The organism is Exiguobacterium sp. s157 (genome assembly GCF_018618205.1).
Taxonomy (GTDB): domain Bacteria; phylum Bacillota; class Bacilli; order Exiguobacteriales; family Exiguobacteriaceae; genus Exiguobacterium; species Exiguobacterium chiriqhucha.
Genome location: NZ_JACSLQ010000003.1, coordinates 204,197 through 229,250 on the forward strand (window position 1 = coordinate 204,197; position 25,054 = coordinate 229,250).

The window sequence follows — 25,054 nt, forward strand, 5'->3', positions numbered from 1 at the left end:
CTTGCCATTTCCTATTTCCCGATAAAGACTTGATGGGAAAACAGCTTTTTCAGAAAGCATTCTTAAAGAAAGAAGGCGTGTCTTTCTAGGTCAAATGTGATACGAATTAAAAGAAGAAGTCTTTTGGAGGAGGAAGTAAGATGAACATCGCCCTAATTGCCCATGACAAGAAGAAAGATGATTTAATCGTACTTGTGAAAGCCTACGCTCATGTCTTGGAAAAACATCATCTGTTCGCCACTGGCACGACCGGTAAGCGCATTGCCGAGGCGACAGGATTGCCCGTCCATTGCTTTCAGTCGGGCCCGCTCGGCGGAGACCAAGAAATCGGTGCCGCCGTCGCCCGGGGTGAGATGGACATGATTATTTTCTTCCGTGACCCATTGACGGCTCAACCGCACGAACCTGATGTGAGTGCCTTGATGCGTCTCTGTGATGTCTATTCCATCCCTTTGGCCACTAACATGGGCGGAAGTGAGATTCTCATCCGCAGTATCGAGCAAGGCGATTTTGAATCGCTGACCTTGACCCATAATGACAAACCACCAGTATGAACAACTTATCAAGAAGAGAGGAATTTTTCTGAAACCACACGTATCGAACGACCCGGTCGTTCAACAGTTTTACGATCAAGTCCGTACGCATTTAAACGACTTATTAGATGACAAGCAGCAAGCCGATCGCTTGCTTGACAGTTTAGCCGGCTATATTCAACAGGCGGAAAAGAACGGGCAGCCTCTCGAAGGACTCACGAAACAAAACCCGCACGACTATGCTCGATTTTTAATTGAACAACCGGCGACAAACGAAGAATACCAACGTCGCTACCATATGATGATTGAGACGACGGATGAATTGAAACCTCATGAGAAAGCGCAGGCGAATCGGGAATTCGATTGGGCGATTGAGCGGCTCAACGAAGTTCAAGTCAAGCTCCAGGATGTCGAGATGCGTGATGTCTCCTTTTTAGCCTATACGAAAATTGAGGCAATCAAGTCATCTCGTCGCGTCTGGAATCAATTCGGTTGGCTACTCGGTATGATTTTGGCATTCGCCTACGCCAACTTATTGCTTGTAATGGATGATGTGTTCAGTCTGCGCTTGTTCACGGCACCCGCTACGCCTTACCCGCTCGATTATTTCGGCTTCGTCCTCCCTGTTCTATTGACCGGTGCCATCTTTGGCCTATTGACCCGTTTCCGTCACCACTTCCAAACGCTAGGACGACGGATTGTCTTCGCATTGCTCATCATAGCCCTGTACGTCGGTTTCGTGTTATTGACCCAACCTATCCTGTTCTCGCTCGGATGGTCGTTCTTGATTCAATTGACGCCTGTGTATGCACTCATTCTGCTCGCGATCAGTGGATTCATGGCCATGTGGACACTCGTCGAGTTCGTTTGGAAGAACACGCGGTGCCACCTCGGCAATGAGACGTTAATGATTTATTATTGATCACGCCATTCTCTCTAGGAGATGGCGTTTTTTGTTTGAACCTTTGCTAGAACGGAAATTACTAATAGCGTGACGTCAATTAAAAATGAAACGAAATCGAAGGAGGCACAACATGTCGGATCGTAAAATTATTGGGTTGTTCCATAACGAGCAAGAAGTCATGGATAAGGTGAATGAACTCAAACAAGCTGGGGAAGCAGAGAAAAACATGCATGTCGTGGCCAAGCGGGACGGGGAAATTTCCGCCTTGCGCTACCATACCGATGTGAACGCCGAATCGGGGATTCGTGATGTCAACTGGCTGGACCGTGTGAAAGCGTTCCTTCACGGCAGTGACCGCATTCGTGATGAATTGCGGAACATGGGACTCAGTGATGCGGAGGCTGAAGAGTATTATACGTCGATCGATGCCGGCAAATTATTGCTTTACATCGATAAACACTCATACGAACGCTATCCGAATATGTATAAGAAAGATAGTGAACTCGACCATGATAAAGGGGAAGAAGCGGATGGCATCGCCTTCGACGCGAAGCCATTCAATGATCACGACGAAGAACCTCGCGGTACGAAAGAGGACCCGATCGTCCGCGGACATTCCGGTCTAGAAGACCACCGGCGATTATAAGGAGGAAACGAAGATGAGTGAGAAACGGTTTATCAGCATGTATGACACACAGGACGCGGCACTCGGAAAAGTCGAGGAGTTGCGTGCGAAGGGCTATAAAGACTCAGACATCTATGTCGTCGCCAAACATGAAGATAACGTCTCGATTTTGCGTCGTCAAACGGACGTCCATACCGAAGCAGCACACCACGCCGGCTGGTTTGATAAGGTACGGGCTTTCTTGAGCGGACATGAGGACGTCCATGCCGGACTTCGCAATATGGGCTTGAGCGAAGACGAGGTGAAGCGCCACTACAGCGATGTCGAGGCTGGAAAGATTTTAATCTATGTGGATGAAGATTTCGAGCGTCGTCATAATGAAGGGCTGACGATCGATTCGTCACCTTATACCGACTCGAGACACGATACGAGTCACCAAGGCCACCATACGGCCGATGGGCTTGAAATCGATTCGACGCCGTATAATGATCCGAAATCTGACACGACCCGTTCGACCCGCTCAGATCATCACACGTCCGATGGTGTGGAGATTGATTCGGAGCCATATAATGACCCGAAACATCGTGACGCGAACCGGGACGATCGCCATACGTCTGATGGTGTAGAAATCGATTCGAAACCGTTCAACGAATCGACGACCGACAATCCAAACCGGGCCGTCGACCCCGAGCAGGACATATTGGATAAAAAATCCGAGTTGACTGACCGTGAGAACAAGTTGCGTGGACTCGATGATCGGGCCCTCCGAAACGATTACGAAGATCCAGACAATATCCGCCGTTTCTAACCAAGATGCAACAAGGACCTGACCACAACCCGGTCAGGTCCTTGTTTTACGTTAATCGGTTTTTCGGCTCTTCTCCTTCGAGCACGTTCACGATGGCTTCCCGATTGAGCGCCATCATGGCAAGCCTTGTCTTGATGGAGGCGCTGCCGATATGCGGCAACGTCGTCACGTTCGGGAGCGTCAAGAGTGGATGGTCCATCGCCACCGGTTCTTTAGCGAACACATCAAGTCCCGCCGCCCAAATCCGCCGTTCCTTCAGTGCTTCATAGAGCGCCGTCTCATCGATAATCTCGCCACGGGCGACGTTGATGAAGACCGCTGTCTCTTTCATTTTCGCGAACTGCTCTGCGCCTAACATCCCACGTGTCTCTTCGGTGAGCGGCGCGAGGACGACGACGAAGTCGGACTGTTCGAGCAACTCGTCGAGTTCCGCATAGACGAAGCCATACATCGATTCCGATTCATGGCGACGCGTCCGATTATGGTACAACACATCCATGTCGAAGCCGCGGGCCCGACGTGCGACTGCTTCCCCGATTCGACCCATGCCGATGATCCCGAGTTTGGCCCGGTACAAGTCCATCCCGACGTAACCCATCGGCGTCCACGATTTCCATTCTCCGTCTCGTAAATCGCGTTCTGCTTCCCCGAGCCGACGTGCCGTCATCATCATCAATCCGAACGCGAGATCGGCCGTCGTCTCTGTCAACACGTCCGGCGTGTTCGTCACAACGATGCCGCGTTCCTTGGCCGCTCCAATATCGATATTATTATAGCCAACCGCCAAGTTCGAGATGACTTCGAGTTGCGAGGCCTGTTCAATCACTTCCCGGTCGATTGTATCACTGAGCATCGTCCAGAGCGCATGCGCTGACGCCGCTTCTTTCAACAAGACGTCGCGCGGGACGCTCTTCGCTTCTTCTTCCCACATGCGGACCTCGTACTTGTCTCGCAGTGGCGCCACTGCTTCTTCCGGTAACCGTCTCGTAATGTAAATGCGTTTCTTCATTCCGTCTCCCCCTTTGTCTTGTCTCGACCAGTTTATCAAACGTGTCGAATCAAGGTTTCTTTTTCGTTACTGGATTTTGCTCCATGAACTGCTCGAATAGCGAGCCGAAGTCACTGTTAAGCAGTTGCTCGATTGTTTTCGATGAGTCCATCGCGTTCCGGTACGCAACTTCGTTGATGGCAAGTCCGATCGCCCAGGTGATGCCTGACGCGACAGTCGCATTGATGACACTCGCCGCCGCGTTCGCCCCAGGAAAGAACTTCATGACGTTCAATAAAATCGTCTTCGAGAGCGCCCGACCGATTTGAGGGATGATGGTGCTCCCAATCAGCGTCTTCAACATATCGTCATTCGCTTTCACACCCCAATAACGGAACAAGTGAACGCTCATCGTCACTTGAATCGGCGTGAGCGCGATCGCATCGGCGAATGGGAGCGGGACCGCCGCCGCCGTCCCGGCACTGGCGACATAACCCGAGATGATCCGGTTCGCTTTCTTCCGTTTCAGCTTGAGCATCGCCTCGCTCTCTGCGTGGATCTCCATGAGCAGTCCTTCTTGGAGCGATTGGTCGAGTTGTTCGACAGACCAGGTGACGAGACGCTCCCAATCGAGATGGTTCCGAAGTTCTTGGTCATTCAACAGCTCTTCAGCGACACTGACTTGGAACACGGCCTGTTCCGGGACGACGTCCGCCAGTTCATTCCGGAGCGCCGTCAGTTCATCTAGGTCGACTTGATCGATTTGCGTCAACAAGACCGCGACCGACGTCGCTTCGTTTAATTGTTTAATGAGCGCCCGATCAAGCGGCGTGACCCGTTTCATCGAGGCGTTGATGGCATACCAGACAAGATGCATTTGTTCGGCCGCCCCTTTCGTCTGGGCCCGTTCGACGAAACCGATGACTTCATCAGCATATGCTTGTTGCCGGGCACTCCCAATCTCATACCCTTCACTGTCATAAAGCACGATGGCGATGTCGTCACTCATGAACTGATGGATCCCGCGCGTCACCGGCTCGCCGGCGGCGACTTTCGTCAAGTCACGACCGAAGACGTGGTTGACGACGGAACTCTTGCCCGACCCGGTCGCTCCCGCGATCAAGATGTTCGGTTTTTTTACTTTTCCGCGCAACCGGTCGAGTTCTTCTTTTAAATCGTACGTATCCAAATTGAATGGGACTTTTTTCTCCATGTCAGTTCCTCCTCATTGATTGAGCGTTCGGCCAAGCCGTCGCATCTCTTCCTCGAAACCACGGCGCACATCCAGCTCAATCGTCTGTTTGACCAACTCGTATTGCTGATTGACGGCTTTTTTGATACCTCGCTCCGCCGTCCTCCGTTTGAACGCCCAATAGATGAAATGGACGCCCGGGATCATCCCGAGCACCATCTTCCGAACGGTGCGATTGAATGAATAGTCAAACCCGAGCTCGACCCGGCGTGTTTTGAACACAAGGTCAGACGGGGCACCGACGAGCGGATAACGCTCCATCAGTTGAATGTAGTGACGAACACCTTGGGCCATCGCGGCCTCTGTGGTCTCGGCGGCCGCTTCGAGTGTTTGTTCCAAGTCTTTTTCGATTTGACGGGCTTTCCAACTGATCATCACTTGTGGCGTGATCATGCGAATCATCTCAGCGGATCGGTAACTTCGGGTACGCCACGCCTCTAGCTCAGTCAATAAATGACGGGTCAAATTGAGTGGCAGTTTTCGTTCGACGTCTTTCCATAGATTTGTTCGATTCCGCTTCCAGACGTCATCGTAGCCGATATGCGGCACGACTTGTCCACCGAGCAACTTCTTTTCGACACTGTTGACGCGAATCATGGCGTCTCGCGGGATCTCAAGCTCACGCATGAGGACTGCTTCCATCGCCTCCGCCTTCTCGACGTTCATCGCACTGTCCGGGTTATAGTTCGTCAAGATGATCGTGACGTTGCTTCGCTTCGCATAGAGCGGTTTTAAAATGGCTTCTAACTCGTACGCCTCGACGCGTCCCGAGTTGATGGACAGTAAGTAATAAATCGTATGGAACCAATCGGCGATATCGAGTGCACCTTCCCGTTGATTGACGATGGACAGGACCGCCTCATGCCATTCGTCGGATCGGTCCGCCTCAAGTCCCCACGTATCGAAGAACCGGAACAAGATGCCTCGCTCAAGGTCATAGTATTCATATTCATGCAGCCCTTCGGCCGTCACTGGGCTGCCGGCACGTGACTCGGCCACATTACGCCCGTAAATGTAATTTAAAAAAGCGCTCTTGCCGACCCCGGTCTTCCCCGCGATCAAGATGTTCGAGACAAGCCCCGTGTTGTCCATATGGTTCCCCCTGCATTCGTTATATAATAACCATTATACTAAACGGACAAATTTGAAACGTCCGACGGAAGGATGAGACCGATGCTACACCATGTCGAACTGTACGTTTCTGATTTGAACAAGAGCCTCGTGGCGTGGGACTGGCTCCTCACTGAGCTCGGCTATACCGTCTACCAACAATGGGAAGAAGGAAGGAGTTATCGTTTCGGCGATACGTATCTCGTCTTCGTCCAAACCGAGACCGCACATCTCGATCCTCCGTATCATCGTAAAAAGACAGGGTTGAACCACCTCGCCTTTCATGCCGCGTCATTGGAGCAACTCGAGCGACTGCGCTCGGAATTGCCTCAGCACGGATTCACGGAGCTCTATGCCGACCGCTTCCCTTATGCCGGTGGTCCGAACTATATCGCTCTTTATTTCGAGGATCCCGACCGCATGAAAGTCGAACTCGTGGCAACGATGTGAACAGTTGAAACGGCTTTCAAAAAAGTTTGTGAAAACAATTGCAAACTTTTGTTGGACCTCCTAGACTTAAGTTGTCTAAAGGAGGCCGTGTTCAAATGGAAAAACAAGCTGTCGCGTATATGGAAGAAGCCGCCTATAAAAAAGCGACGCTGTTGCGTCATGCGTTCGGTCACTACGCACTCCGTTCCATCGTCGCTGGTTTTCTAATCGGGATTGGGGTCGTCTTTGCCTTTTCGGTCGGGAATATGTTCATTGATGTACCTGGTACGATGCTGTTCGCCGGGATGAGTTTCTCGGTCGCGCTCGTCTTTATCGTCTGGATGGGCGGCGAACTGTTCACGAGCAACACGATGTATTTGTATACGGGCGCGAAACGCGGACGTGTCGACTGGCGCGATTTGACGGCCGTCTGGGGCATCAGCTGGCTCGGTAACCTCGTCGGTGCGCTCATCCTCGTCGGGCTCGTCATCGGTGCCCATAGCATGGGCGACGTCAGTGCCGACCACCTGTTATCGGTCGTCGCCGCGAAAAAAATGGGCGGAGACGTACTCGCGATTTTCTTGAAAGGGATTTTGTGCAACATCCTCGTCTGTATCGCTATCTTTATGCCGTTGAAGACGAAAAATGACGTTGCGAAGATTATGCTCACGATGCTCCCGGTCGTCGTCTTTTTCGCCGCCGGTTTCGAGCACTCGATTGCCAATATGGGCATCTTCGGGCTCGCGCTCTATTACGCCCCATCTGAGGCGATCAACCTCGGGCTGGCGTTGAACAATCTTTTGTTTGCCACGCTTGGCAACATCGTCGGAGGCGCCTTGTTCGTCGCCGGGACGTACGTCCATTTGAACGCGAAACCCGCCGAGAAAAATGTTGAATCGATCCGTCAACAAGCATAAAAAGACAGGGGCCCCGATGCGCAGGGCCCCTGTTGTTGCATATTGAACGAATTAACCTTTTGTCGTATCGGCAGCAGCCGCTTGGACTGCACCTTGTGCGACTTCTTCTTCTTCGACGTCCCAACATTCCGTGTTCTCGATGCCGAGTTTACGGGCCGAGAAGCGTGGGTTGAGCCCTTGGGCACGCTGCTCTTCGTAGTCGCGAAGGACTTTGAAGGCGACGCCACCAAGCAATGTGATGGCTGCAATGTTGATTAACGTCATCCCTGCCATGAACAAGTCAGCCAAGCTCCAGACGAAGCCGAGGCTTGCGACCGCTCCGATGAAGACGAACGCCATTGTCGCAAGGCGGAAACCAAGAACTGCGTTTTTGCTCTTCTTGATGAACTCGATGTTTGTTTCACCGTAGTAGTAGCTACCTGCGATTGAACTGAAGGCGAACAAGAAGACACTGACAGCTACGAACGCTGGCGCCCACGATCCGATTTGTTCGCTCAATGCATTTTGAAGCATGACGATTCCTTCTCCGTTACCGGCAGCATAGCTGTCTGAGAGGAGGATGATGGCCGCTGTTGCCGTACAGACGATCAACGTGTCCAAGAAGACGCCGAGCGCTTGAAGGAAACCTTGTTTCGCTGGGTGTGAAACTTCAGCAGCTGCTGCCGCGTTTGGTGCCGAACCCATACCTGCTTCGTTCGAGAAGAGACCGCGACGTACACCCATCGAGATGGCTGCTCCGACCGATCCACCGAACGCTTGCTCAAGACCGAATGCGCTCTGGAAGATCATCGCGAACACGCCTGGGATTTCTGTGATGTTGACGACGACGACATAAGCGGCGATGGCCAAGTACAATCCAGCCATAATCGGTACAACGATTGCCGAGAAGTTGGCGACACGGTGTACACCACCGAAGATGACCAATCCAGTCAAGACGACGAGGATGGCTCCACCGACGACGGCATCGATGCCGAACGCGTTATCAAACGCGGCCGCGATCGTGTTCGATTGCACTGAGTTGAAGATGAGACCGAACGTCACCGCGATTAAGACGGCGAAGACGATACCAAGGGCCCGGTTGTTGAGTCCTTTTTCAATGTAGTATGCTGGACCGCCGCGGTACGCGACGTCATCTTTTACTTTATAGACTTGTGCGAGCGTGCTCTCAATCATCGCTGTCGCTCCACCGAGAAGCGCGACAATCCACATCCAGAAGACCGCTCCTGGTCCACCTACCGTCACGGCGACGGTGACACCAGCCAAGTTACCCGTCCCGATTCGTGTGGCTGCTCCGATGAAGAACGATTTCATTGAACTGATGCTCTTGCTGTCTGTGACCTCCGGTTTTTCAGCGACGACCCGGAACATCTCTTTTAAGTAACGGAACTGCATAAAGCGTGTCCTCACTGTAAAGTAAATCCCGGCTCCGACGAGCGCGACGATCAGAACATAAGTCCATAAGATGTTGTTCATGTAATCGACGCTTCCTTGTAACATGCTTTGCACGGCTTCCATAAGTAAGTTCCTCCCTGTTGTGTGAATCTAAAGTTGTTTAAAAATTTTATGATGTCTTAGTTCTGAATTATACAAAGATTCTGACAATTATCAATAATTTTTTTTATAGGTCAGTTCACACTTATTTCATATGTTATATAACAAAAGGTGAGTTATAGCTTTATTTAAAGCGCTTACAAAGTTATCTGAAAGAAATAATAAATCTTTATTTCCCTACTTTTTTTTGACGTCCTCATTCAACTTGTTTCAAACTATTCGCTTTGTAAATAGATTTGAATGTATAGAAAATACCAGCTTCCTTTCATTATTCATTTGGGAAATAAAAAAAGCAGACGCTCATTGAGCGGCTGCTTGTTAAACGCCTGTCCGTTTCTTCTGGTTGTTCGGCTTCTTCGTCAACTGGTTCGTCAACGGTTTCTGCTTCGTCCCACGAAGTCCTGTCGGCACTTTCGTCTCGTTTTGTTTCTTTTCAGCGAGTTTTTGCTTCATCGCCTCTTGAAAACTTAATTTCTTTTCAGTCATGTTATTCACCTCCAGCTTCGATCACTTTCACCCGACCGACCTGTCCATCGCTTAAGCGTACTTTAATGCCGTGCGGGTGACGCGGCGAGTTCGTCAAAATGTCTTTGACGACGCCTGACGTCAACTTCCCACTCCGCTGATCTTGTTTTAGGACAATCTGGACGTGGAGCCCTGGGCGAATGTCCGCGCGTTTCGTGCCATCCATACCCGACACCCCTTTCCGTATAGTCAACCTCTATCATATGCTCTTTTCCCGCGTTTGTCACAATCTATTCCACGATCCCGATTTGAGCAAGCACAGGTGTCATATAACTTTGATCGGTCGTAAGCGTTCGGATACCAGCGTCTCCGATCAGCTGAACATCGACGTGACCACCGAGGTATTCGATGTTCAATACTTCTTCGCCTTGGACGTTCAAGAGCTGAGCCACCCCACTCAATCGCCGATGGGCCGTAGTGAGGTCGCGCGCAAAGGAAATATAGTTCGCCGTCGTCACCACCTCGCGCCGACCATGAACATCGAGGATAAGGAAGGCCCGGTCGGCCTCGACAATCGTCACTCGATACGAAACACTTTCATTTTCAACTTGAATTTGATGCATGGCGCGCCTCCTCAGCAATTCGGTTTCTGACAAGGTCTACTTTACATCTTTTTGGGCATCGGGGTACTTTTTCTTCAAATCATCTTGCGTCGTAAGTTCAGACAACGGAACTCCGGTTAAATAGGCTGCCCGAGACATCATGAGTGCAGCAAGCGGCGCCGTCAAAAAGACGAACAAAATCGTCAATAAAATCTTCCCGGAGAACATGCCTTCTATAACCAAAAAGTAGAGGAATGTCCCCGTCATGACGGTCATGACACCGAGCGTTGCACTTTTCGCAGCCGCATGGGTCCTACCGTACACGTCCGGGAAACGAATAAGTCCGATTCCGCCCATGAAGCTGAGAAAGCCGCCAATCAAACATAAAATCGCAATCAACCATTCAATCGCGGTCAAAGATATTCCCCCTCTCTATGAATTTCGATAAGGCAATCGTCCCGACAAACGCCAAAATACCAATCATCAAAATGACTTCCGCGTATGCAATCGTCTTTTGGAGAATCATTAGAATCCCAATCATCCCAATCAAGGTGATCCCAATCGAATCGAGGGCGACGATGCGATCTGGAAGGGATGGTCCCTTGATGATTCGAGCAAACGAAATAACGAGCGCGAATGACATGAGGATCAACGAGATCATGAGCAACACGTTAAACATCAATGTGTCACCTCCATGATGGCTTTTTCAAACGTTTCATGGATTTCTCGGATCATCTCTTCTTTATCCGGTACATGGATCGAATGGACAAAGAGCGATTTATTGTCTTCCGAAAAGTCCATGACAATCGTACCAGGTGTCAAACTGATGAGGGAAACGAGCAGTGTCAGCTCCCAGCCACTCTTTAGTTCTGTCGACACTTCAATAATCCCAGGCTCAATCTCAAACTTTGGACTGAGCAACACTTTCACGACGTCGATATTGGATAGAATCAACTCTTTAATGAACAGGGCGAGTAGTTTAAATGCGGCAATCACCCGGCGCATATAAAAATCAAAGTGGAGGAAGTGCCGGAGGACATATAAGATGAAAACCCCGACGAGATAACCGAGCAGGAAATCGACTCCGGTATAACTGTTCCAAAGCACCGCCCACAAAATGGCGATGGCCGTGTTCAATACGATTTGAAACGTCATGCTCCCCCTCCTCTCAAGACCGAATCAATATAAATCGACGGGTCCAACAACTGATTTGATGCATCAAGGAAGAACGAGAGGATCGGTTGCGCCGCAATCCCGAGCACCGTCGTCAAAATGACGAGCGGGACGGCCGGGAGCAACAACGCTCCGACTTTCGTCTTCCCTTGGGCTGTCGTGTGCTTTTGCTCACCCCAGAACACGTACATGAAAATCTTGATCATCGAGAAGAGCGTCAGCATCCCGACGGCGAGTGCAATCCCGCCGACGAGATATTGCTCTGTCTCAAAACTAGAAACGATGAGTGACAACTTGCTGATGAACCCACTGAACGGCGGTATTCCCGCAATGGCGATTCCGGTGATGAAGAACATCCACCCGAGGAGCGGGTGCGTCTTCAACAATCCACCCATTTGCTTCAAATCGGTCGTACCCGTAATCCGCTGCGCCGTCCCTGCGTACAGGAAAAGTGCCGTCTTCACGATGATATTGTGGACGATATAGTAAATCGCCGCAGCAATCGCAAGGCTCGTGTATAGCCCGAGACCGATGACCATATAACCGACCTGCGATACGATATGGTACGACAAGATCCGCTTGAAGTCGAAGTTCGAGACCGCTCCGAGACCGCCGATGACAATCGTGATGGCCCCGACCCAGATGAGGATTGGTTGGGTGAACTCTTGATTGTGCGGGAAGATGAGCGTGAACGTCCGGATAATCGCGTAAATCCCAACCTTCGTCAACAGTCCGCCGAACAATGCGGCGACCGCTGCGGGTGGCCCGAAGTATGAACGCGGTAACCAGAAGTAGAGGGGGAAGAGCGCGCCTTTCATCCCGAAGACGATGAAGTAAAACATCGCAATCACATTCAACACCCCGACTTGTTCGAGCTCAGCCACGCGCTCAGCGAGTTGCGCCATATTCAGCGTACCCGTCACGGCATAGGTGAAGGCCATTGTCGCGACGAACAAGATGGACGCGAAGATATTCATGACGACGTATTTGAGAGATTCACGTAACTGGTACTTCGTCCCGCCCATCACAATCAAGACGTAAGACGAGATCAGCATGACTTCGAAGAAGACAAACAAGTTGAAGATGTCTCCCGTCAAGAACGCTCCGTTCACACCCGTTAATAGGAAAAAGTAAAACGGGTAGAAGAAGAATTTCTCACGTTCCGGCGCGATTGTCCGAAACGCGAACAAGAGACAGAGGAGACCGACGATAGCCGACATGAGCACCATCGTCACCGCAAACAAATCAGCGACAAGGACGATTCCAAACGGTGCGGACCAATCACCAACTTCTAACACGACAATCCCTTCTGTCATGACGACGCGAACCAAGTAGATGGCGACGCCGAGCATGGACAGGGCGGTCAGTCCACTCAAAACGCGCTGTAGACCGATGTTCTTAGAAAACAGAATCATGACCGCTCCCATCACAAACGGGATAAGAAATGGAAGTACGAGTAGATTACTCATCAGGCGACCCCCTTAACTGATCTAAGTCGTCTGTCCGAAACACTTTGTATGTCCGATAAGACAGGACAAGTAAAAAGGACGTCATTCCAAAACTAATCACGATTGCCGTTAGCACCAACGCTTGTGGCAAAGGATCGGTGAACGTCTCCACGTTCAAATTCAAGAGCGGTGGACCGCCCGTTTGTAGCCCGCCCATCGTCAGAAGCAAGAAGTGTGCGCCATGCGACAATATGATGAGGGCGAGTACAATTCGTAATAAACTTTTCGACAGTAACAGGTAAGTGCCGATCATAAAGAGGACACCAACCGTAATTGACATGAGTATCTCCATTACGCATCATCCTCCGCAATCGCTAAAATAATCGTTAATGCCATACCAACGACGACTAAATAAATACCTAAATCAAACGGTAGCGAAGTCGCTACCCCCGTCTCCCCGAGTACAGGCAACTGCACGTACTCATAAAACTGGCTCAAAAACGGATGGCCGAAAAACATGCTCGACACACTCGTCGCTAGCGCGACTAGCAAACCGACAGCAATGATCGTCGTGAAATCAAAAGGCACAGCCTTTTTAATCCGTCTCATGCTAAATCCTAAATAGAGAAGGAGAAGTGCGCTTGCCGTCATCAATCCACCAATAAAGCCTCCACCGGGATTATTATGCCCGGCGAAGAACAAGTAAATCGAGAACGTAAACAAGATGAATGTGACCACTCGAGTAACGTTGCGAAGCATCAAGTTATTCGGTTTCACTTGCTTATTCATACATCTTCTCCTCCTTTCAAGCGCAGTTTAATCAATGTGACGACTCCAAGCGCGGCCACGGCGAGTACGAGTACCTCAAGTAGTGTATCGAGACCTCGGAAGTCGACGAGAATGACGTTGACGACGTTATAGCCTCCAGCGAGCTCTTTTGCATTTTCTAGGAAATACTCAGAAATCGAAACGTACCCTGACGAATTACCAAGCGCCATCGAACTGAAAGCGACGAGCGTCATCATGACACCGACACTCACCGAGATGAGCATGTTACTAATGTTCAAGCGCGGTGTGAACTTTTCTTTGCGCAACTCTGGCAAGTGATAGAACGCGAGCATGAAGATGACGAGGGTGACCGTCTCAACGAGCAACTTTGTGAGCGCGAGGTCTGGCGCCCGGAACACGATGAGCAAAAGTGCTAGCAAGAAACCGACGACCCCGACGACGATGACCGCGGTGATTCGATGATTCAAGAACGGGATGCTAATCACTGCCGCCATGAGCAGTGGAATCAAAATCCACATGAACGGCTCAATCACGCTCGTGTTCGACGTATCGATGGCGAATGCGTCGAAGCGCCAGAACGTATACCCGACGAGAAGCAACATGAACGTGAAGATATAGGCGAAGTAATCCCGCAACCGCCCTGTCATTTGGAGACGCGTGATCCACTGCGAGCCGGATGTGAGTCCTGTAAGCGCATTGTCGTAGAGCCAGTTGAGCGGGTCACGCTCGCGGTTATAGATCGCGAGTTTCGTCCAACGCCCCATCACATAGAACAACAGAGAAGCAACCAAGACGACACCAAGCGTCATCAAAAGCTCTGTGTTAATGCCATGCCATAGTTTAATGTTGACGACGAACTGTTCCCCTTCCGGCAAGTAAGTCGGTAAGATGGCTTGTTTAGCCGGCTCAATGATCGAGTACGACAACAAGTTCGGGAACAAACCGAAGACGATCACGAGGACGACGAGAATGATTGGACTAATCAACATCCCGAGTGGTGCCTCGTGCACGGTCCGCTCATAGTTACTCGGTTCAAACTTCCCACGGAACGTGCGGAAGAACATAATCAAACTGTAGAGGAACGTGAAGATACTCGCGATCCAGGCGATGATCGGGAACATTATCCCAAACGAACCGACATCAAACGCCTCGAAGTCACGAACGCTGAGCATCGCCGTGAAGAACTTTTCTTTACTCAAGAAACCGTTGAACGGTGGAAGTCCTGCCATCGAAGCGAGACCGATGAGCGAGACTGTGAAGGTGATCGGCATCACTGTCATCAATCCACCGAGCTTTCGAATGTCGCGTGTCCCGGTCTCGTGGTCGATAATACCGACCGCCATGAACAGCGCCCCTTTAAACGTCGCGTGGTTGAACAAGTGGAAGACTGCGACGAGAATCGCTTGTGTATACATCGGGTCGTCTGCCCCGTCCGTGAGCGCAGCCGAGCCGACGCCGAGGAGCGACATGATGAGCCCGAGTTGGCTGACCGTCGAGAAGGCGAGAATCCCTTTTAAATCCTTTTGACGGACAGCTGAGATCGAGCCCCATAACAGTGTAAAGAGTCCGACGAGCGAGAGCGTCCAAAACCAGACGTTCGAACCGCCGAACACTGGCGTCATCCGGGCGACGAGATAGATTCCTGCTTTGACCATCGTTGCCGAGTGAAGATAGGCGCTGACCGGCGTTGGTGCCTCCATCGCGTCCGGCAACCAGATGTGGAACGGGAACTGCGCCGACTTCGTGAATGCGCCGAGCAAGATTAAGAGCATCGCTGGAATGAAGAGCGGACTTGCTTGAACGGCATCGACGTTCGCGATAATTTCACGGATGCTGAACGTACCTGTCATTTGGAACAGTAAAATGAATCCTCCGAGCATGGCCAATCCGCCCGCCACGGTGATCAACATCGACTTTTGAGCACCTTTCGTCGACTTGTCCTTGTGGAACCAGTAACTGATCAATAGCGCCGATGCGATGCTCGTCACTTCCCAAAACACATAAAGGACGATCAAGTTATCCGATAAGACGACACCGAGCATCGCTCCCATGAAGAGCATCAAATAGAGGTAGAAGTTACCGAGTCGCTCTTGTTTCGACAAGTAGAAAATGGAGTACAGGACGACGAGCGATCCGATTCCCGTAATCAACAACACGAACAACATGCTCAAACCGTCTAAATACGCTGTAAATTCAATCCCTAACTCAGGAATCCAGCTGACGCTCTCACTGACGACTTCTCCAGATGAGATTGCCGGTAATCGATTCATGAAGTAAATGAAGAGTGCCGTCGGCAACAGCCAGACAAACCAACCCACATGGATTTTTGGTACATACTTAAACAACAACGGTATGATGAGCCCGAATAGAAATGGGGATAAGATCACCCAGTGCAATACAGACAATGTGTTCCCTCCTTTGCTTCTTAACCGCCCCTAAAAAGTAAAATATTTACAATTATGATTGTTGATTCCTTTTGTAGGAGTAGGTAGCTTTTTAGTGTCTGATTCCCTTCGTTTTATCAACAAACGAAACCGAGTAAAATATTTTTATTGCCAGGACGATTCTTTGTTAATTCTAAGTATAAAGCAATTTATAGAGACTTTCACGTCTCGATACTTGCCTTTTTTAGATTCAACTGAATCTATTAAGAAGAAACGTGAATTTTTCATATTTTTTTCACATTCATTCAGTGACTTTTAAAGTAAATAATTTTCCTTTTAATGACATTTTTAATTTTTATTCTCTTTTATTTTCAAACATATCACTACCTAATACTTTCCATTAATGACAAAAAAGCATTCTTCTGTCATAAGCAGAAAAATGCTTTCGGTTTTATGAGCAACGATATAGTCTTGCTTCGAACGGCCGCAGCATAAACGTGTCCGTCTCGATCGTCTCAGGGTCCATCTCGTTCGTCAATACGAGCGTCGCCTTGTCGAGACCAGGCAGCGTCGTCTCGGCAGGGTTCGCCGTCAAGTTGACGATGACATAAAACGTCTGTTGTTCGAACGTGCGCTCATAGGCGAAAACTTGCAGATGTTCTGGCAACAAATCGCGGTAACTGCCGTATGTGAACGTGTCTTCCGTCCGACGGAGACGGATCATCGCCTTATAGAACGACAGAATCGAATGGGCATCCTTCGATTGAGCGTCGACGTTGAGCGTCTCATACTCCTCATGGATCGGCATCCATGGCGTCGCCGTCGAGAAACCAGCGTGCGGTGACGCATCCCATTGAATCGGGGTGCGGACGTTATCGCGTGACGTCCCCCACACTTGTTGCATCGAATCGTTTTCACTCATTCCGTTGGCGATCCGTTCGAAGTATTCATTTTTCGTCGCCACGTCGTCATAGTCATGAATCGATGGCAACGGCACGTTCTTCATGCCAATTTCCTGTCCTTGATAGATGAACGGTGTCCCGTGCATGAAGAAATACATCATGCCGAGGGCGGTCGCGCTTTCGCGCCAGTAATGGTTCTCATCCCCGACGAGCGAGACGGCGCGCACCATGTCGTGATTCTCGATATAGAGAGCGTTCCATCCCGTCTCGAGCAGGCCTTGTTGCCACTTGTCAAAGATTCGTTTCAATTCGACGACATCGAGCGGTGCCAGGCGTGACTTGCGCATGATGTCGACATGGTCAAAGTGGAATGCCATGTTCATCGCCCCGTTGTCCGGCCCCATCCATAAGTCGGCCGCTTGCGGTTCAATCCCGTTCGTTTCGCCGACCGTCATGATGTCGTAATTGGCGAACGTCGCTTGTTTCATCTCTTGAAGATAATCGTGGATGCCGTCGATATTCGAATACATCGAGAACGCCGTGACGTACGATTTGCCGTCTGGAGACGGCAACATCGTCTCAGTTGGCATCTTCTTGATGTGGCTGATCGCGTCGACTCGGAAACCATCGATTCCTTTGTCGAGCCACCAGTTGATCATATCGTAGACGGCATCACGTACGTCTTTGTTTTCCCAGTTCAAATCTGGCTGTTTTTTAGAGAAGACGTGCAAATAGTATTGCTTGGTCGTCTCATCGTATTCCCACGCCGAGCCCCCAAAGATACTCGCCCAGTTGTTCGGAGGTGCCTCATCCGTTCCGTCACGCCAGATGTACCAGTCCCGCTTCGGGTCGTGTCTCGAACTTTTTGATTCGACGAACCATGGATGCTCGTCAGAGGTATGGTTGACGACAAGGTCTAACAGTAATTTCATTCCACGGGCATGGACGGCCTTGAGCAAGGCGTCAAAGTCTTCCATCGTCCCAAACTCTTGCATGATGTCTTGATAGTCCGAGATATCATATCCGTTATCATCGTTCGGGGACTTATACATCGGACAAATCCAAATCACATCGATCCCCAGGTCTTCTAAGTAATCCAGCTTGTCAATGATACCGCGGAGATCCCCAATCCCGTCTCCGTTCGAATCTTTAAAGCTACGCGGGTAAATCTGATACGCGATTGCTTCTTTCCACCACGTGCGGGTAACCGTTTTTTTCGCCACTTGTTCTCTGCTGACCATTGACTCCATACGCCGCTTGCCTCCTACATCTCATCATTTATATTTTATATACTTGAACAGCAATACCTGTTTTAGGATGAATCTAATCCTAGAATAGCACTTGTGCAAGCGTTTGCAAATAATGAGATATAAAAAATGTAGTCCGGAGACTACATTTTCGGGGCTGTCGCAACTTGTTCACAGAATGCGCCGATGACGTCCGCTAACCGCTCCCGGTCATGGTCCATCGTCGCCACATGGTACGACTGTTCGAGCACCTCTCGTTGCTTTGGGGCTTGAACAGTCTCGTACAACCACATCGAGTCCTCGGGCGGCACGACATTATCGATGGCCGAATGGATGACGCACGTCGGTACGGTCACCTCGGCCGCCATCGGTCGCACTTCCTCGATGAGCGCGAGTAATTCTCGAATGGCTGACGTCGGCACTTTGTCGTAGACAATCTCGTACACGCCTGGTGCACAGATATCCGGTTCGTCTTCATCAATGAAACGACAGACATCGTCCGTGGCGTGACAGGCATAGCCTGGCACGGACAACGCCGCATTGATGGTGACGATCGCATCGGCCTGTCCGGCCAAAGCGGCCTTCATCGCCAGCGTCCCGCCCATTGACTGCCCGACAACGATGACGTGTCGACATCGCTCACGCAAGAGACGGATACCGGCTTCCATCGACTCATACCAGCAGCGGCGTGTCGATTGCCGAAACTCTTCCGGATCCGTCCCATGTCCTTTGAGCCGCGGTGCGAAGACGGTGAATCCTTTCTCCATCAAGGCGATTCCGACGTCACGCACACTTTGAGGCGTCCCGTTAAAGCCATGGCATAACAAGATGCCGATATCATTTCCTTCATAATAAAACGCGCCCGCTCCCGGGATGACCGGATAAGTAATTGTCGTCATTCGTTTCCTCCCCATTTAATCCACAGTTAACCGATACACTTAATTGTATTAATGAATTGTAAGAGTTGGGGGGCGTCCCGTCAACCCGATTGCCTACTTGCTCAGTTCTCTTCAAGTCTGTAATCAAACTGTAATATGAACTTCGCAATAAGTGGATTGAGTTCTGACGTCTGCTTGGTTATGTTTAACATGTAGTTGAAAAGTTGGTAAATGATAGTGAAATCCGTCAATCGATGGAGGGAGTACGAACGCAACTTCCTTACGTCAAGTCGAGTAATGTAAGCGCTATCATTTCGTTTTGGCCTAAAGGGGGCATCCGCTCAAGCAAGTGACCACACGAACTGGGACATCGTATCGGTTATCTACATAATCAAAGGGAGACTAACACATGGGGAAACCACAAGCACGTTCATTCAAACAAATGACCGGACTCGCCTTATCAGCCGGACTCATCGTCAGCAGCATGACGCCAATCGCGGCAAACGTACACGCAGAGACGCTGAACGCTTCAGACCTGTTCATCTCGGAATACGTTGAAGGCTCGAGCAACAATAAAGCGATTGAACTGTTCAATGGAACGAATGCGGCCATCGACCTCTCGGCCTATAAACTTGAACTGTATTCAAACGGCGGTACGGCTCCAGGCACGACCCTCAACTTGACAGGTACGCTCGAGCCAGGTGGCACGTATGTCATCGTCAACGCCAGCGCGAGTGATGCCTTGAAAGCGAAGTCGAACACGACAAGCGGTGTGACGAACTTTAACGGCGACGACACGCTCGTCTTGAAAAAAGGGGACACGGTGCTCGACGTCTTCGGTCAAGTCGGATTCGATCCGGGTACGAAATGGGGAACGACGGTCGCCACGGCTGACCAGTCGTTGGTTCGGAAAGATACGGTCACGACAGGGGATGCGAACGGCGCGGATGCGTTCGACCCGGCCACTGAATGGAACACACAACCAATCGATACGTTCACGAACCTCGGATCACACACGTTCCAAGGCGTCGACTACGGCGATGGCGGTACGGTAGAACCACCGGCGCCGGTCACTCCGATTTCAATCAGTGACGCCCGTACGAAAGCCGAAGGTGAAACGGTCACGATTAAAGGAGTCGTCACGGCGAAACTGGCCAACACGATTTCGATTCAAGATGCGACAGGCGGACTCTCGGTCCGTCCGACGTCACTTGCCGTCAACGTCGGTGATGAAGTCGTCGTCACGGGTGCCATCGGTTCGTATCGTGAATTGCTTCAATTGAACAGCGCCGTCGTCGTGTCAAAACAAGCGGCGAGCGTCCCAGCTGCGCAAGTCCTCACTGGCGAACAAATCAATGAGGACGTCGAGTCTGAACTCGTCACCGTCAATAACGTCACCCTCTCAGGTAGCGGGCAAAACTTGACGGCGACGGATGGAACGAAAGAGTTCGTCGTGCGTGATGAGCGTGGCATTCTCGATTTACAGACGGACGTCAACTACTCGTCGATCACGGGTATCGTGCAACAGTTCGATAATACGTATCAAATCATTCCGCGCGACGTATCTGACACAGTCATCGACGCATCGGTACTCCGTCCGGCGACAGCGAAGCCAGGTGCGGGCACGTTCGTCGGTCCACAAGACGTGACACTTTCGACGACGACAGCGGGCGCTGACATCTATTACACGCTCGACGGGTCGGACCCGAAAGTGAACGGTACCCTTTATACGTCACCAGTCCGCATCGAGGAGACGAAAACGCTCAAAGTTGCCGTCAAATCGGGTGATGCGTTCAGCGCCGTGACGACGTTCGACTATAAAATCACGGACAAAATCCGCATCCATGACATCCAAGGCGCAAGCCACACGTCACCGATGAACGGACAGACTGTTGAAGGCGTCGAAGGCGTCGTCACGTACTCGTTCGTCTCGATGGGTACGACGTATTACTATATCCAAACGCCTGACATGGAAGCCGACCAAGATGCACGCACGTCAGAAGGGATCATCTTGTATGGTGGCCGTTCGATCGCGGGCATCCAAGTCGGTGACCTTGTCAACGTGAAAGGTCTCGTCAGCGAGTACGCCATCGAAGGCTACAGCGACCGTCAACAGACGGATATGAAGATGACGCAAATCGATACACGCAACGGAAGTGTCAACGTCGTCAAGAGCGGTGTCACACTCCCGACGCCGGTGAAAATCGACGCGTCGAACTTGCCGACCGAGTTCATCGACAGCGATGCCCTCGCCGTCTTCAATCCGGAAAAAGATGCCATCGACTTCTGGGAGAGCCTTGAAGGGATGCGCGTCGAGACGGGCAACCTCAAATCGGTATCACCGCAACAGAACGGCGACCTCGTGACCGTGTTCGAAGCAACACCGACCGAGACGTTCAACGGTGGTATTCTGTTGAAAAAAGATGATGCCAACCCGGAACGGATTCAATTCCGTCTCGAACCGAATGCCGACGCTCGTGATTTCGATGTCGCGACCGGTGACCGCTTCAATGGCCCGATCGTCGGTGTCGTTGGATACTCGTACGGCAACTATAAGATTCAAGCAGGTCTTGATGAGATGAAGGCTGCCTTCATCAAAGGTGACGCCAAGCGTGAGACGACGTTCATCGAAGCTGAAGAGGACAAATTGACGATCGCCTCTTACAACCTCGAGAACTTCTCGAACAACGTCAAAGAGACGTCAGATGAGAAAGCCCTCAAACTCGCGAAAGCGTTCGTCGAGGAATTGAACAGCCCGGATATCATCGGTGTGACCGAAGTTCAAGATAACAACGGGGAAGGCACAGGCGATTCTGCGGCCGACCAAAGCTACCAACGCTTGATTGACAATATCGTCTCAATCGGCGGCAAGTCGTACAAGTACGTCAACATCGACCCTGAGTACAATAAAGACGGCGGCGCACCGAACGCCAACATCCGCGTCGGCTTCTTGTATGACCCGGAACGTGTCTCGCTCACAGAAGGCATCCCTGCCGGTGACGCGACGACGGCTGTCGGTTATGAAAATGGCAAGTTGACGCACAACCCGGGCCGGATCGACCCGCTCAACCCGGCGTTCAACAGCTCACGTAAACCGCTCGCGGCCCAGTTCGACTTCCAAGGCGAGAACGTCGTCGTCATCGCCAACCACTGGAACTCGAAAGGTGGCGACACTGGTTTCTTCGGCTCGAAACAGCCGGTCGTGCTCGGCAGTGAAGTCCAACGGAAACAAATCGCTCAAATCGTCCATGACTTCGTCGCTGACGTGAAAACGGACAACCCTGACGCGAACGTCGTCGCCCTCGGTGACTTCAACGACTTCGAATTCTCGGATGCGATGCAAATCTTCAAAGGCGACTTGATGACGAACATGGTCGAGAAAGTCCCAGCTGTCGACCGTTACTCGTACGTCTATCAAGGGAACTCGCAAGTGCTCGACCATATCCTCGTGTCAAACCGTTTAGCGGCGACGACCGAAATTGATATGATTCACGTCAACGCTGACTTCACGGAAATGTCGGGTCGCGCCAGTGACCACGATCCGGTCCTCGCACAAATCGACCTCACTCCGGAGCCAGAAGTGGAATTGACGCGTTACACGGTCGAGAACCACAAGGCTGCACGCCTCGTCCTCCAAGATGACTTCATCGGCGTGACGATCGGCAAAGGCACGAACTTCAAGAACGGCATCTTCGTACGCGGCGCCTACACAGAATTGACAGGTGACCCGCTTAAAAACATCGTCGTTCAAGTGAAACCGAAAGAAGCCGGTGCCATCATCGACTTCGACGGCGCCACGGTCAAAGAAGTAATTGTCGATGGAACGAACTTGGCTGAAATCCGTGGCGCAGAGAATGTGAAACGGATCAGCTACACGAAAGGCGCATCCGCGAACACGGTCGTCATCAAAAAATAACGATCGAATCGAATACGCAAGCCGCAGACAGATTGTCTGCGGCCTTTTGCGTTTTCATTCGTGAAATTCGGGGATTAATTAGAAGATGCTGATTATCGGAGGATGACGTCATGGAGATGCACAACGGGAACTTATATTGGCCGACCACAGAATCGGAACAGATCGTCTTACAAAAACCAATCAAGAAAGAGCGCTACGACGTACTCGTTATCGGCGCGGGCATGTCGGGAACGCTGACAGCCTATACGCTTTACAAGGACGTTGTCGATTTCGCCGTCATCGACCAAGGGAAAGTCGGAGCCGGGAGTACGGCAGCGAACACAGGGCTCATTCAATACTCGAACGACATCATGTTGCACGAACTGGCCGAACAAATCGGTGAAGCGGACGCGGTCCGCTTCTATCAACTGTGTGCCGAGGCGGTCGATGCGCTCGACGAGGTCGCCGGGACGGTTGACGCCAAGGACGTCTATATCCGGCGTGACAGTCTCTGCTTCGCCAGCAGCGAGGCAGATGTCTCCAAATTGGAACGGGAGTATGAGATGCTGACGAAACACGGACTCGCGGCCGAATGGCTCGACCGGGAGGCGTTACAAGAACGCTATCCGTTCGATAAACCGGCCGGCTTGATTACGAACGGCGATGCCGAGGTCAATCCGCTCACGCTCAGCCGTCAGGTCGTCCGCTACTTGTCGACCCAAAACGTCCCCATCTTCGAAGAGACGGACGTCACAGAAGTCGTCGCCGACGGAGACGACTGGCTCGTCTTGACTCCCACAGGAACGTTCAAAGCGGGCCACGTCATCTTCGCGACCGGCTATCGTCCGGCCCCGCTCCTCGACACGCATCGGATCGAACTCAACCGTTCTTATGCGATTGCGACGAATCCCGTCCCTGATTTCGGCGAGTGGGAAGGTCAGGCGCTCATTTGGGAAACGAAACGGCCGTACCTCTATTTACGGACGACCGTCGACGGCCGCATCATCGCCGGCGGACTCGATGAAGAAAAAGCAGAGACCCCGCATAGCGAGGCACTCATTCAAAAACGGGCCGAGCGGTTGCGCCAAGAAGTCGAAGCTCTGTTCCCGATGTATGATTTGACAGTTGAATACGCCTGGGTGGCCCTGTTCGGTGAGTCAATCGACCAGCTACCCTTTATCGGGGAACATCCGGACCGTCCGAACCTCTACTATTTACTCGGATATGGGGGCAACGGCACGGTCTACAGCATGTTAGGTTCTAAAATTTTGAGCGAGTTGGTCCGCGGCATCGACAATCCAGATGCTCGAATCGTACGATTAGATCGGACACGTTAATCCCCTGACATCAGGGGATTTTTTTATACATACGCATTGGAGTGAGTGAAATGACAACAAAACAAAAACCAAAATGGGTGTATCGCCTGAGGCGCGGTCTTCTCTTCATCCCTGCCATCGCCTTGACCGTCTACGTCTGGCCGCATGAGCCGGCCGAAGAAACGCCAGAGGAAACCGTCACGCAAGCAGAGGCAACAGACGACGAGCAACGCTACACGATTGAAACGAGACAAGCTGTGACAGAAGACGAGGCCGTCCGCTATACGTATGACATCGTGGTCCACGGACAACCTGACGTCGAGACGCTCCAGTCCATCAGTCAGGATGTCATGGACGAGGTGACGGCGCGTGATACGTTCCAAGCCGCCCTCCTCCGTTTTTATGATCACGAAGCCTATATCGGTACCGAATCACCACTCGGCGAAGCCGTATTTGCCCCTGAAGGCGATTGGAGCCTGGCGAGTACGGTCCAACCCGGCGCCTATGAGGAGATGTCGTTCGGCTGGCAATTGAAAGAGAAAGAATGGGACACGCAACTGTCGGACAAGGAAGCGCGCGTCTGGCAAGTCTGGAATCGCGTCTACGAGGCCGAGCAATCGGACGACCCTGACTTGAAAGCGAAAGTGACCCGAACCGTTTCAACGAAATATGATCTCAATCCCGAAACGGTCCAACGTATCGTCTTGAAGCAGAGTGTCTGGGCCGCGTTATAACCTGATTCATCCAAAAAGATAGTACGAATTTTCCTTTCTTTGGCTAAATATATAATTGTATACTAATTGTATACATGTAACCGTTGAACGGTCGGAGAAAGGAA

Annotated in this window: 25 protein-coding genes; 9 read left to right on the plus strand and 16 right to left on the minus strand. The window is 51.2% G+C overall.

Annotation, left to right across the window (positions count from 1 at the left end; translation table 11 throughout):
• Nucleotides 1-140: 140 nt before the first annotated feature.
• The 4 genes from KNP67_RS08260 (at nt 141) to KNP67_RS08275 (ending at nt 2,870) form a co-directional block, all read left to right on the plus strand.
• Nucleotides 141-554, plus strand: a complete 414-nt coding sequence (locus KNP67_RS08260) for a methylglyoxal synthase (RefSeq protein ID WP_034780495.1) — start codon at nt 141-143, stop codon at nt 552-554.
• Complete coding sequence (locus KNP67_RS08265) at nt 535-1,455, plus strand: hypothetical protein (RefSeq protein ID WP_242678989.1); 921 nt, start codon at nt 535-537, stop codon at nt 1,453-1,455. The genes KNP67_RS08260 and KNP67_RS08265 overlap by 20 nt, the downstream gene beginning before the upstream one ends.
• A gap of 112 nt (nt 1,456-1,567) precedes the next feature.
• Nucleotides 1,568-2,083 carry a YflT domain-containing protein gene (locus KNP67_RS08270; protein WP_029596367.1) on the plus strand — a complete coding sequence of 172 codons (516 nt, stop codon included), beginning with the start codon at nt 1,568-1,570 and terminating at the stop codon, nt 2,081-2,083.
• A 13-nt stretch (nt 2,084-2,096) separates the two neighbouring features.
• Nucleotides 2,097-2,870: a YflT domain-containing protein gene (locus KNP67_RS08275; protein ID WP_214756447.1), complete on the plus strand. Its 774-nt coding sequence runs from the start codon at nt 2,097-2,099 to the stop codon at nt 2,868-2,870.
• Between the two features lie 46 nt (nt 2,871-2,916).
• Here KNP67_RS08275 and KNP67_RS08280 read toward each other — a convergent pair whose 3' ends face one another.
• The 3 genes from KNP67_RS08280 to KNP67_RS08290 are packed head-to-tail and all read right to left on the minus strand — an operon-like array spanning nt 2,917 to nt 6,202.
• On the minus strand, nt 2,917-3,879 hold the full coding sequence (locus KNP67_RS08280; RefSeq protein WP_214708328.1) for a 2-hydroxyacid dehydrogenase: 963 nt from the start codon (nt 3,877-3,879) through the stop codon (nt 2,917-2,919).
• Between the two features lie 49 nt (nt 3,880-3,928).
• The gene (locus KNP67_RS08285) at nt 3,929-5,071 is read right to left on the minus strand and encodes a YcjF family protein (RefSeq protein ID WP_214756448.1); all 1,143 of its coding nucleotides are present in this window, start codon (nt 5,069-5,071) and stop codon (nt 3,929-3,931) included.
• Nucleotides 5,072-5,083: 12 nt separating this feature from the next.
• The gene (locus tag KNP67_RS08290; RefSeq protein WP_214756449.1) at nt 5,084-6,202 is read right to left on the minus strand and encodes a GTPase; all 1,119 of its coding nucleotides are present in this window, start codon (nt 6,200-6,202) and stop codon (nt 5,084-5,086) included.
• 81 nt (nt 6,203-6,283) lie between these two features.
• Here KNP67_RS08290 and KNP67_RS08295 point away from each other — a divergent pair, with 81 nt between their 5' ends.
• Complete coding sequence (locus KNP67_RS08295) at nt 6,284-6,670, plus strand: VOC family protein (RefSeq protein WP_214756450.1); 387 nt, start codon at nt 6,284-6,286, stop codon at nt 6,668-6,670.
• 95 nt (nt 6,671-6,765) lie between these two features.
• Nucleotides 6,766-7,566 (plus strand): formate/nitrite transporter family protein, encoded by an 801-nt coding sequence (locus tag KNP67_RS08300; protein WP_214756452.1) that lies wholly within the window; start codon nt 6,766-6,768, stop codon nt 7,564-7,566.
• A gap of 51 nt (nt 7,567-7,617) precedes the next feature.
• Here the strand turns inward: KNP67_RS08300 and KNP67_RS08305 are convergent, their stop codons facing one another.
• From KNP67_RS08305 to KNP67_RS08365, 13 genes are all read right to left on the minus strand, one after another.
• Nucleotides 7,618-9,081, minus strand: a complete 1,464-nt coding sequence (locus KNP67_RS08305) for an alanine/glycine:cation symporter family protein (RefSeq protein ID WP_029596374.1) — start codon at nt 9,079-9,081, stop codon at nt 7,618-7,620.
• Between the two features lie 354 nt (nt 9,082-9,435).
• Nucleotides 9,436-9,603, minus strand: coding sequence for a hypothetical protein (locus KNP67_RS08310; RefSeq protein WP_021067950.1), 168 nt, complete (start codon nt 9,601-9,603; stop codon nt 9,436-9,438).
• 1 nt (nt 9,604) lies between these two features.
• Nucleotides 9,605-9,808 carry a YwbE family protein gene (locus KNP67_RS08315; protein ID WP_021067949.1) on the minus strand — a complete coding sequence of 68 codons (204 nt, stop codon included), beginning with the start codon at nt 9,806-9,808 and terminating at the stop codon, nt 9,605-9,607.
• 64 nt (nt 9,809-9,872) lie between these two features.
• Nucleotides 9,873-10,205 carry a hypothetical protein gene (locus tag KNP67_RS08320; RefSeq protein ID WP_131471959.1) on the minus strand — a complete coding sequence of 111 codons (333 nt, stop codon included), beginning with the start codon at nt 10,203-10,205 and terminating at the stop codon, nt 9,873-9,875.
• A gap of 36 nt (nt 10,206-10,241) precedes the next feature.
• A complete protein-coding gene (gene mnhG, locus KNP67_RS08325; protein WP_131471961.1) occupies nt 10,242-10,601 on the minus strand; it encodes a monovalent cation/H(+) antiporter subunit G in 360 nt (119 codons plus the stop codon).
• Nucleotides 10,588-10,863: a Na(+)/H(+) antiporter subunit F1 gene (locus tag KNP67_RS08330; protein ID WP_131471963.1), complete on the minus strand. Its 276-nt coding sequence runs from the start codon at nt 10,861-10,863 to the stop codon at nt 10,588-10,590. Before KNP67_RS08330 ends, mnhG begins: the two co-directional genes overlap by 14 nt.
• Nucleotides 10,863-11,339, minus strand: a complete 477-nt coding sequence (locus KNP67_RS08335) for a Na+/H+ antiporter subunit E (protein WP_131471966.1) — start codon at nt 11,337-11,339, stop codon at nt 10,863-10,865. The genes KNP67_RS08330 and KNP67_RS08335 overlap by 1 nt, the downstream gene beginning before the upstream one ends.
• Complete coding sequence (locus KNP67_RS08340) at nt 11,336-12,826, minus strand: Na+/H+ antiporter subunit D (RefSeq protein WP_131471968.1); 1,491 nt, start codon at nt 12,824-12,826, stop codon at nt 11,336-11,338. Before KNP67_RS08340 ends, KNP67_RS08335 begins: the two co-directional genes overlap by 4 nt.
• Nucleotides 12,819-13,157 (minus strand): Na(+)/H(+) antiporter subunit C, encoded by a 339-nt coding sequence (locus KNP67_RS08345; protein WP_131471970.1) that lies wholly within the window; start codon nt 13,155-13,157, stop codon nt 12,819-12,821. The genes KNP67_RS08340 and KNP67_RS08345 overlap by 8 nt, the downstream gene beginning before the upstream one ends.
• Nucleotides 13,157-13,594: a Na(+)/H(+) antiporter subunit B gene (locus tag KNP67_RS08350; protein WP_214756454.1), complete on the minus strand. Its 438-nt coding sequence runs from the start codon at nt 13,592-13,594 to the stop codon at nt 13,157-13,159. Before KNP67_RS08350 ends, KNP67_RS08345 begins: the two co-directional genes overlap by 1 nt.
• Nucleotides 13,591-15,999 (minus strand): Na+/H+ antiporter subunit A, encoded by a 2,409-nt coding sequence (locus KNP67_RS08355; protein ID WP_131471972.1) that lies wholly within the window; start codon nt 15,997-15,999, stop codon nt 13,591-13,593. The genes KNP67_RS08350 and KNP67_RS08355 overlap by 4 nt, the downstream gene beginning before the upstream one ends.
• Nucleotides 16,000-16,429: 430 nt before the next feature.
• A complete protein-coding gene (locus KNP67_RS08360) occupies nt 16,430-18,130 on the minus strand; it encodes a glycoside hydrolase family 13 protein (RefSeq protein ID WP_131471974.1) in 1,701 nt (566 codons plus the stop codon).
• Nucleotides 18,131-18,270: 140 nt separating this feature from the next.
• Nucleotides 18,271-19,026 carry an alpha/beta hydrolase gene (locus KNP67_RS08365; protein ID WP_021067946.1) on the minus strand — a complete coding sequence of 252 codons (756 nt, stop codon included), beginning with the start codon at nt 19,024-19,026 and terminating at the stop codon, nt 18,271-18,273.
• A 388-nt stretch (nt 19,027-19,414) separates the two neighbouring features.
• Here KNP67_RS08365 and KNP67_RS08370 point away from each other — a divergent pair, with 388 nt between their 5' ends.
• The 3 genes from KNP67_RS08370 (at nt 19,415) to KNP67_RS08380 (ending at nt 24,950) form a co-directional block, all read left to right on the plus strand.
• Nucleotides 19,415-22,921 (plus strand): chitobiase/beta-hexosaminidase C-terminal domain-containing protein, encoded by a 3,507-nt coding sequence (locus KNP67_RS08370; RefSeq protein ID WP_214756455.1) that lies wholly within the window; start codon nt 19,415-19,417, stop codon nt 22,919-22,921.
• A gap of 110 nt (nt 22,922-23,031) precedes the next feature.
• The gene (locus KNP67_RS08375) at nt 23,032-24,237 is read left to right on the plus strand and encodes an NAD(P)/FAD-dependent oxidoreductase (protein WP_214756456.1); all 1,206 of its coding nucleotides are present in this window, start codon (nt 23,032-23,034) and stop codon (nt 24,235-24,237) included.
• 50 nt (nt 24,238-24,287) lie between these two features.
• On the plus strand, nt 24,288-24,950 hold the full coding sequence (locus KNP67_RS08380; RefSeq protein ID WP_021067942.1) for a hypothetical protein: 663 nt from the start codon (nt 24,288-24,290) through the stop codon (nt 24,948-24,950).
• The last annotated feature ends 104 nt before the right edge of the window (nt 24,951-25,054 follow it).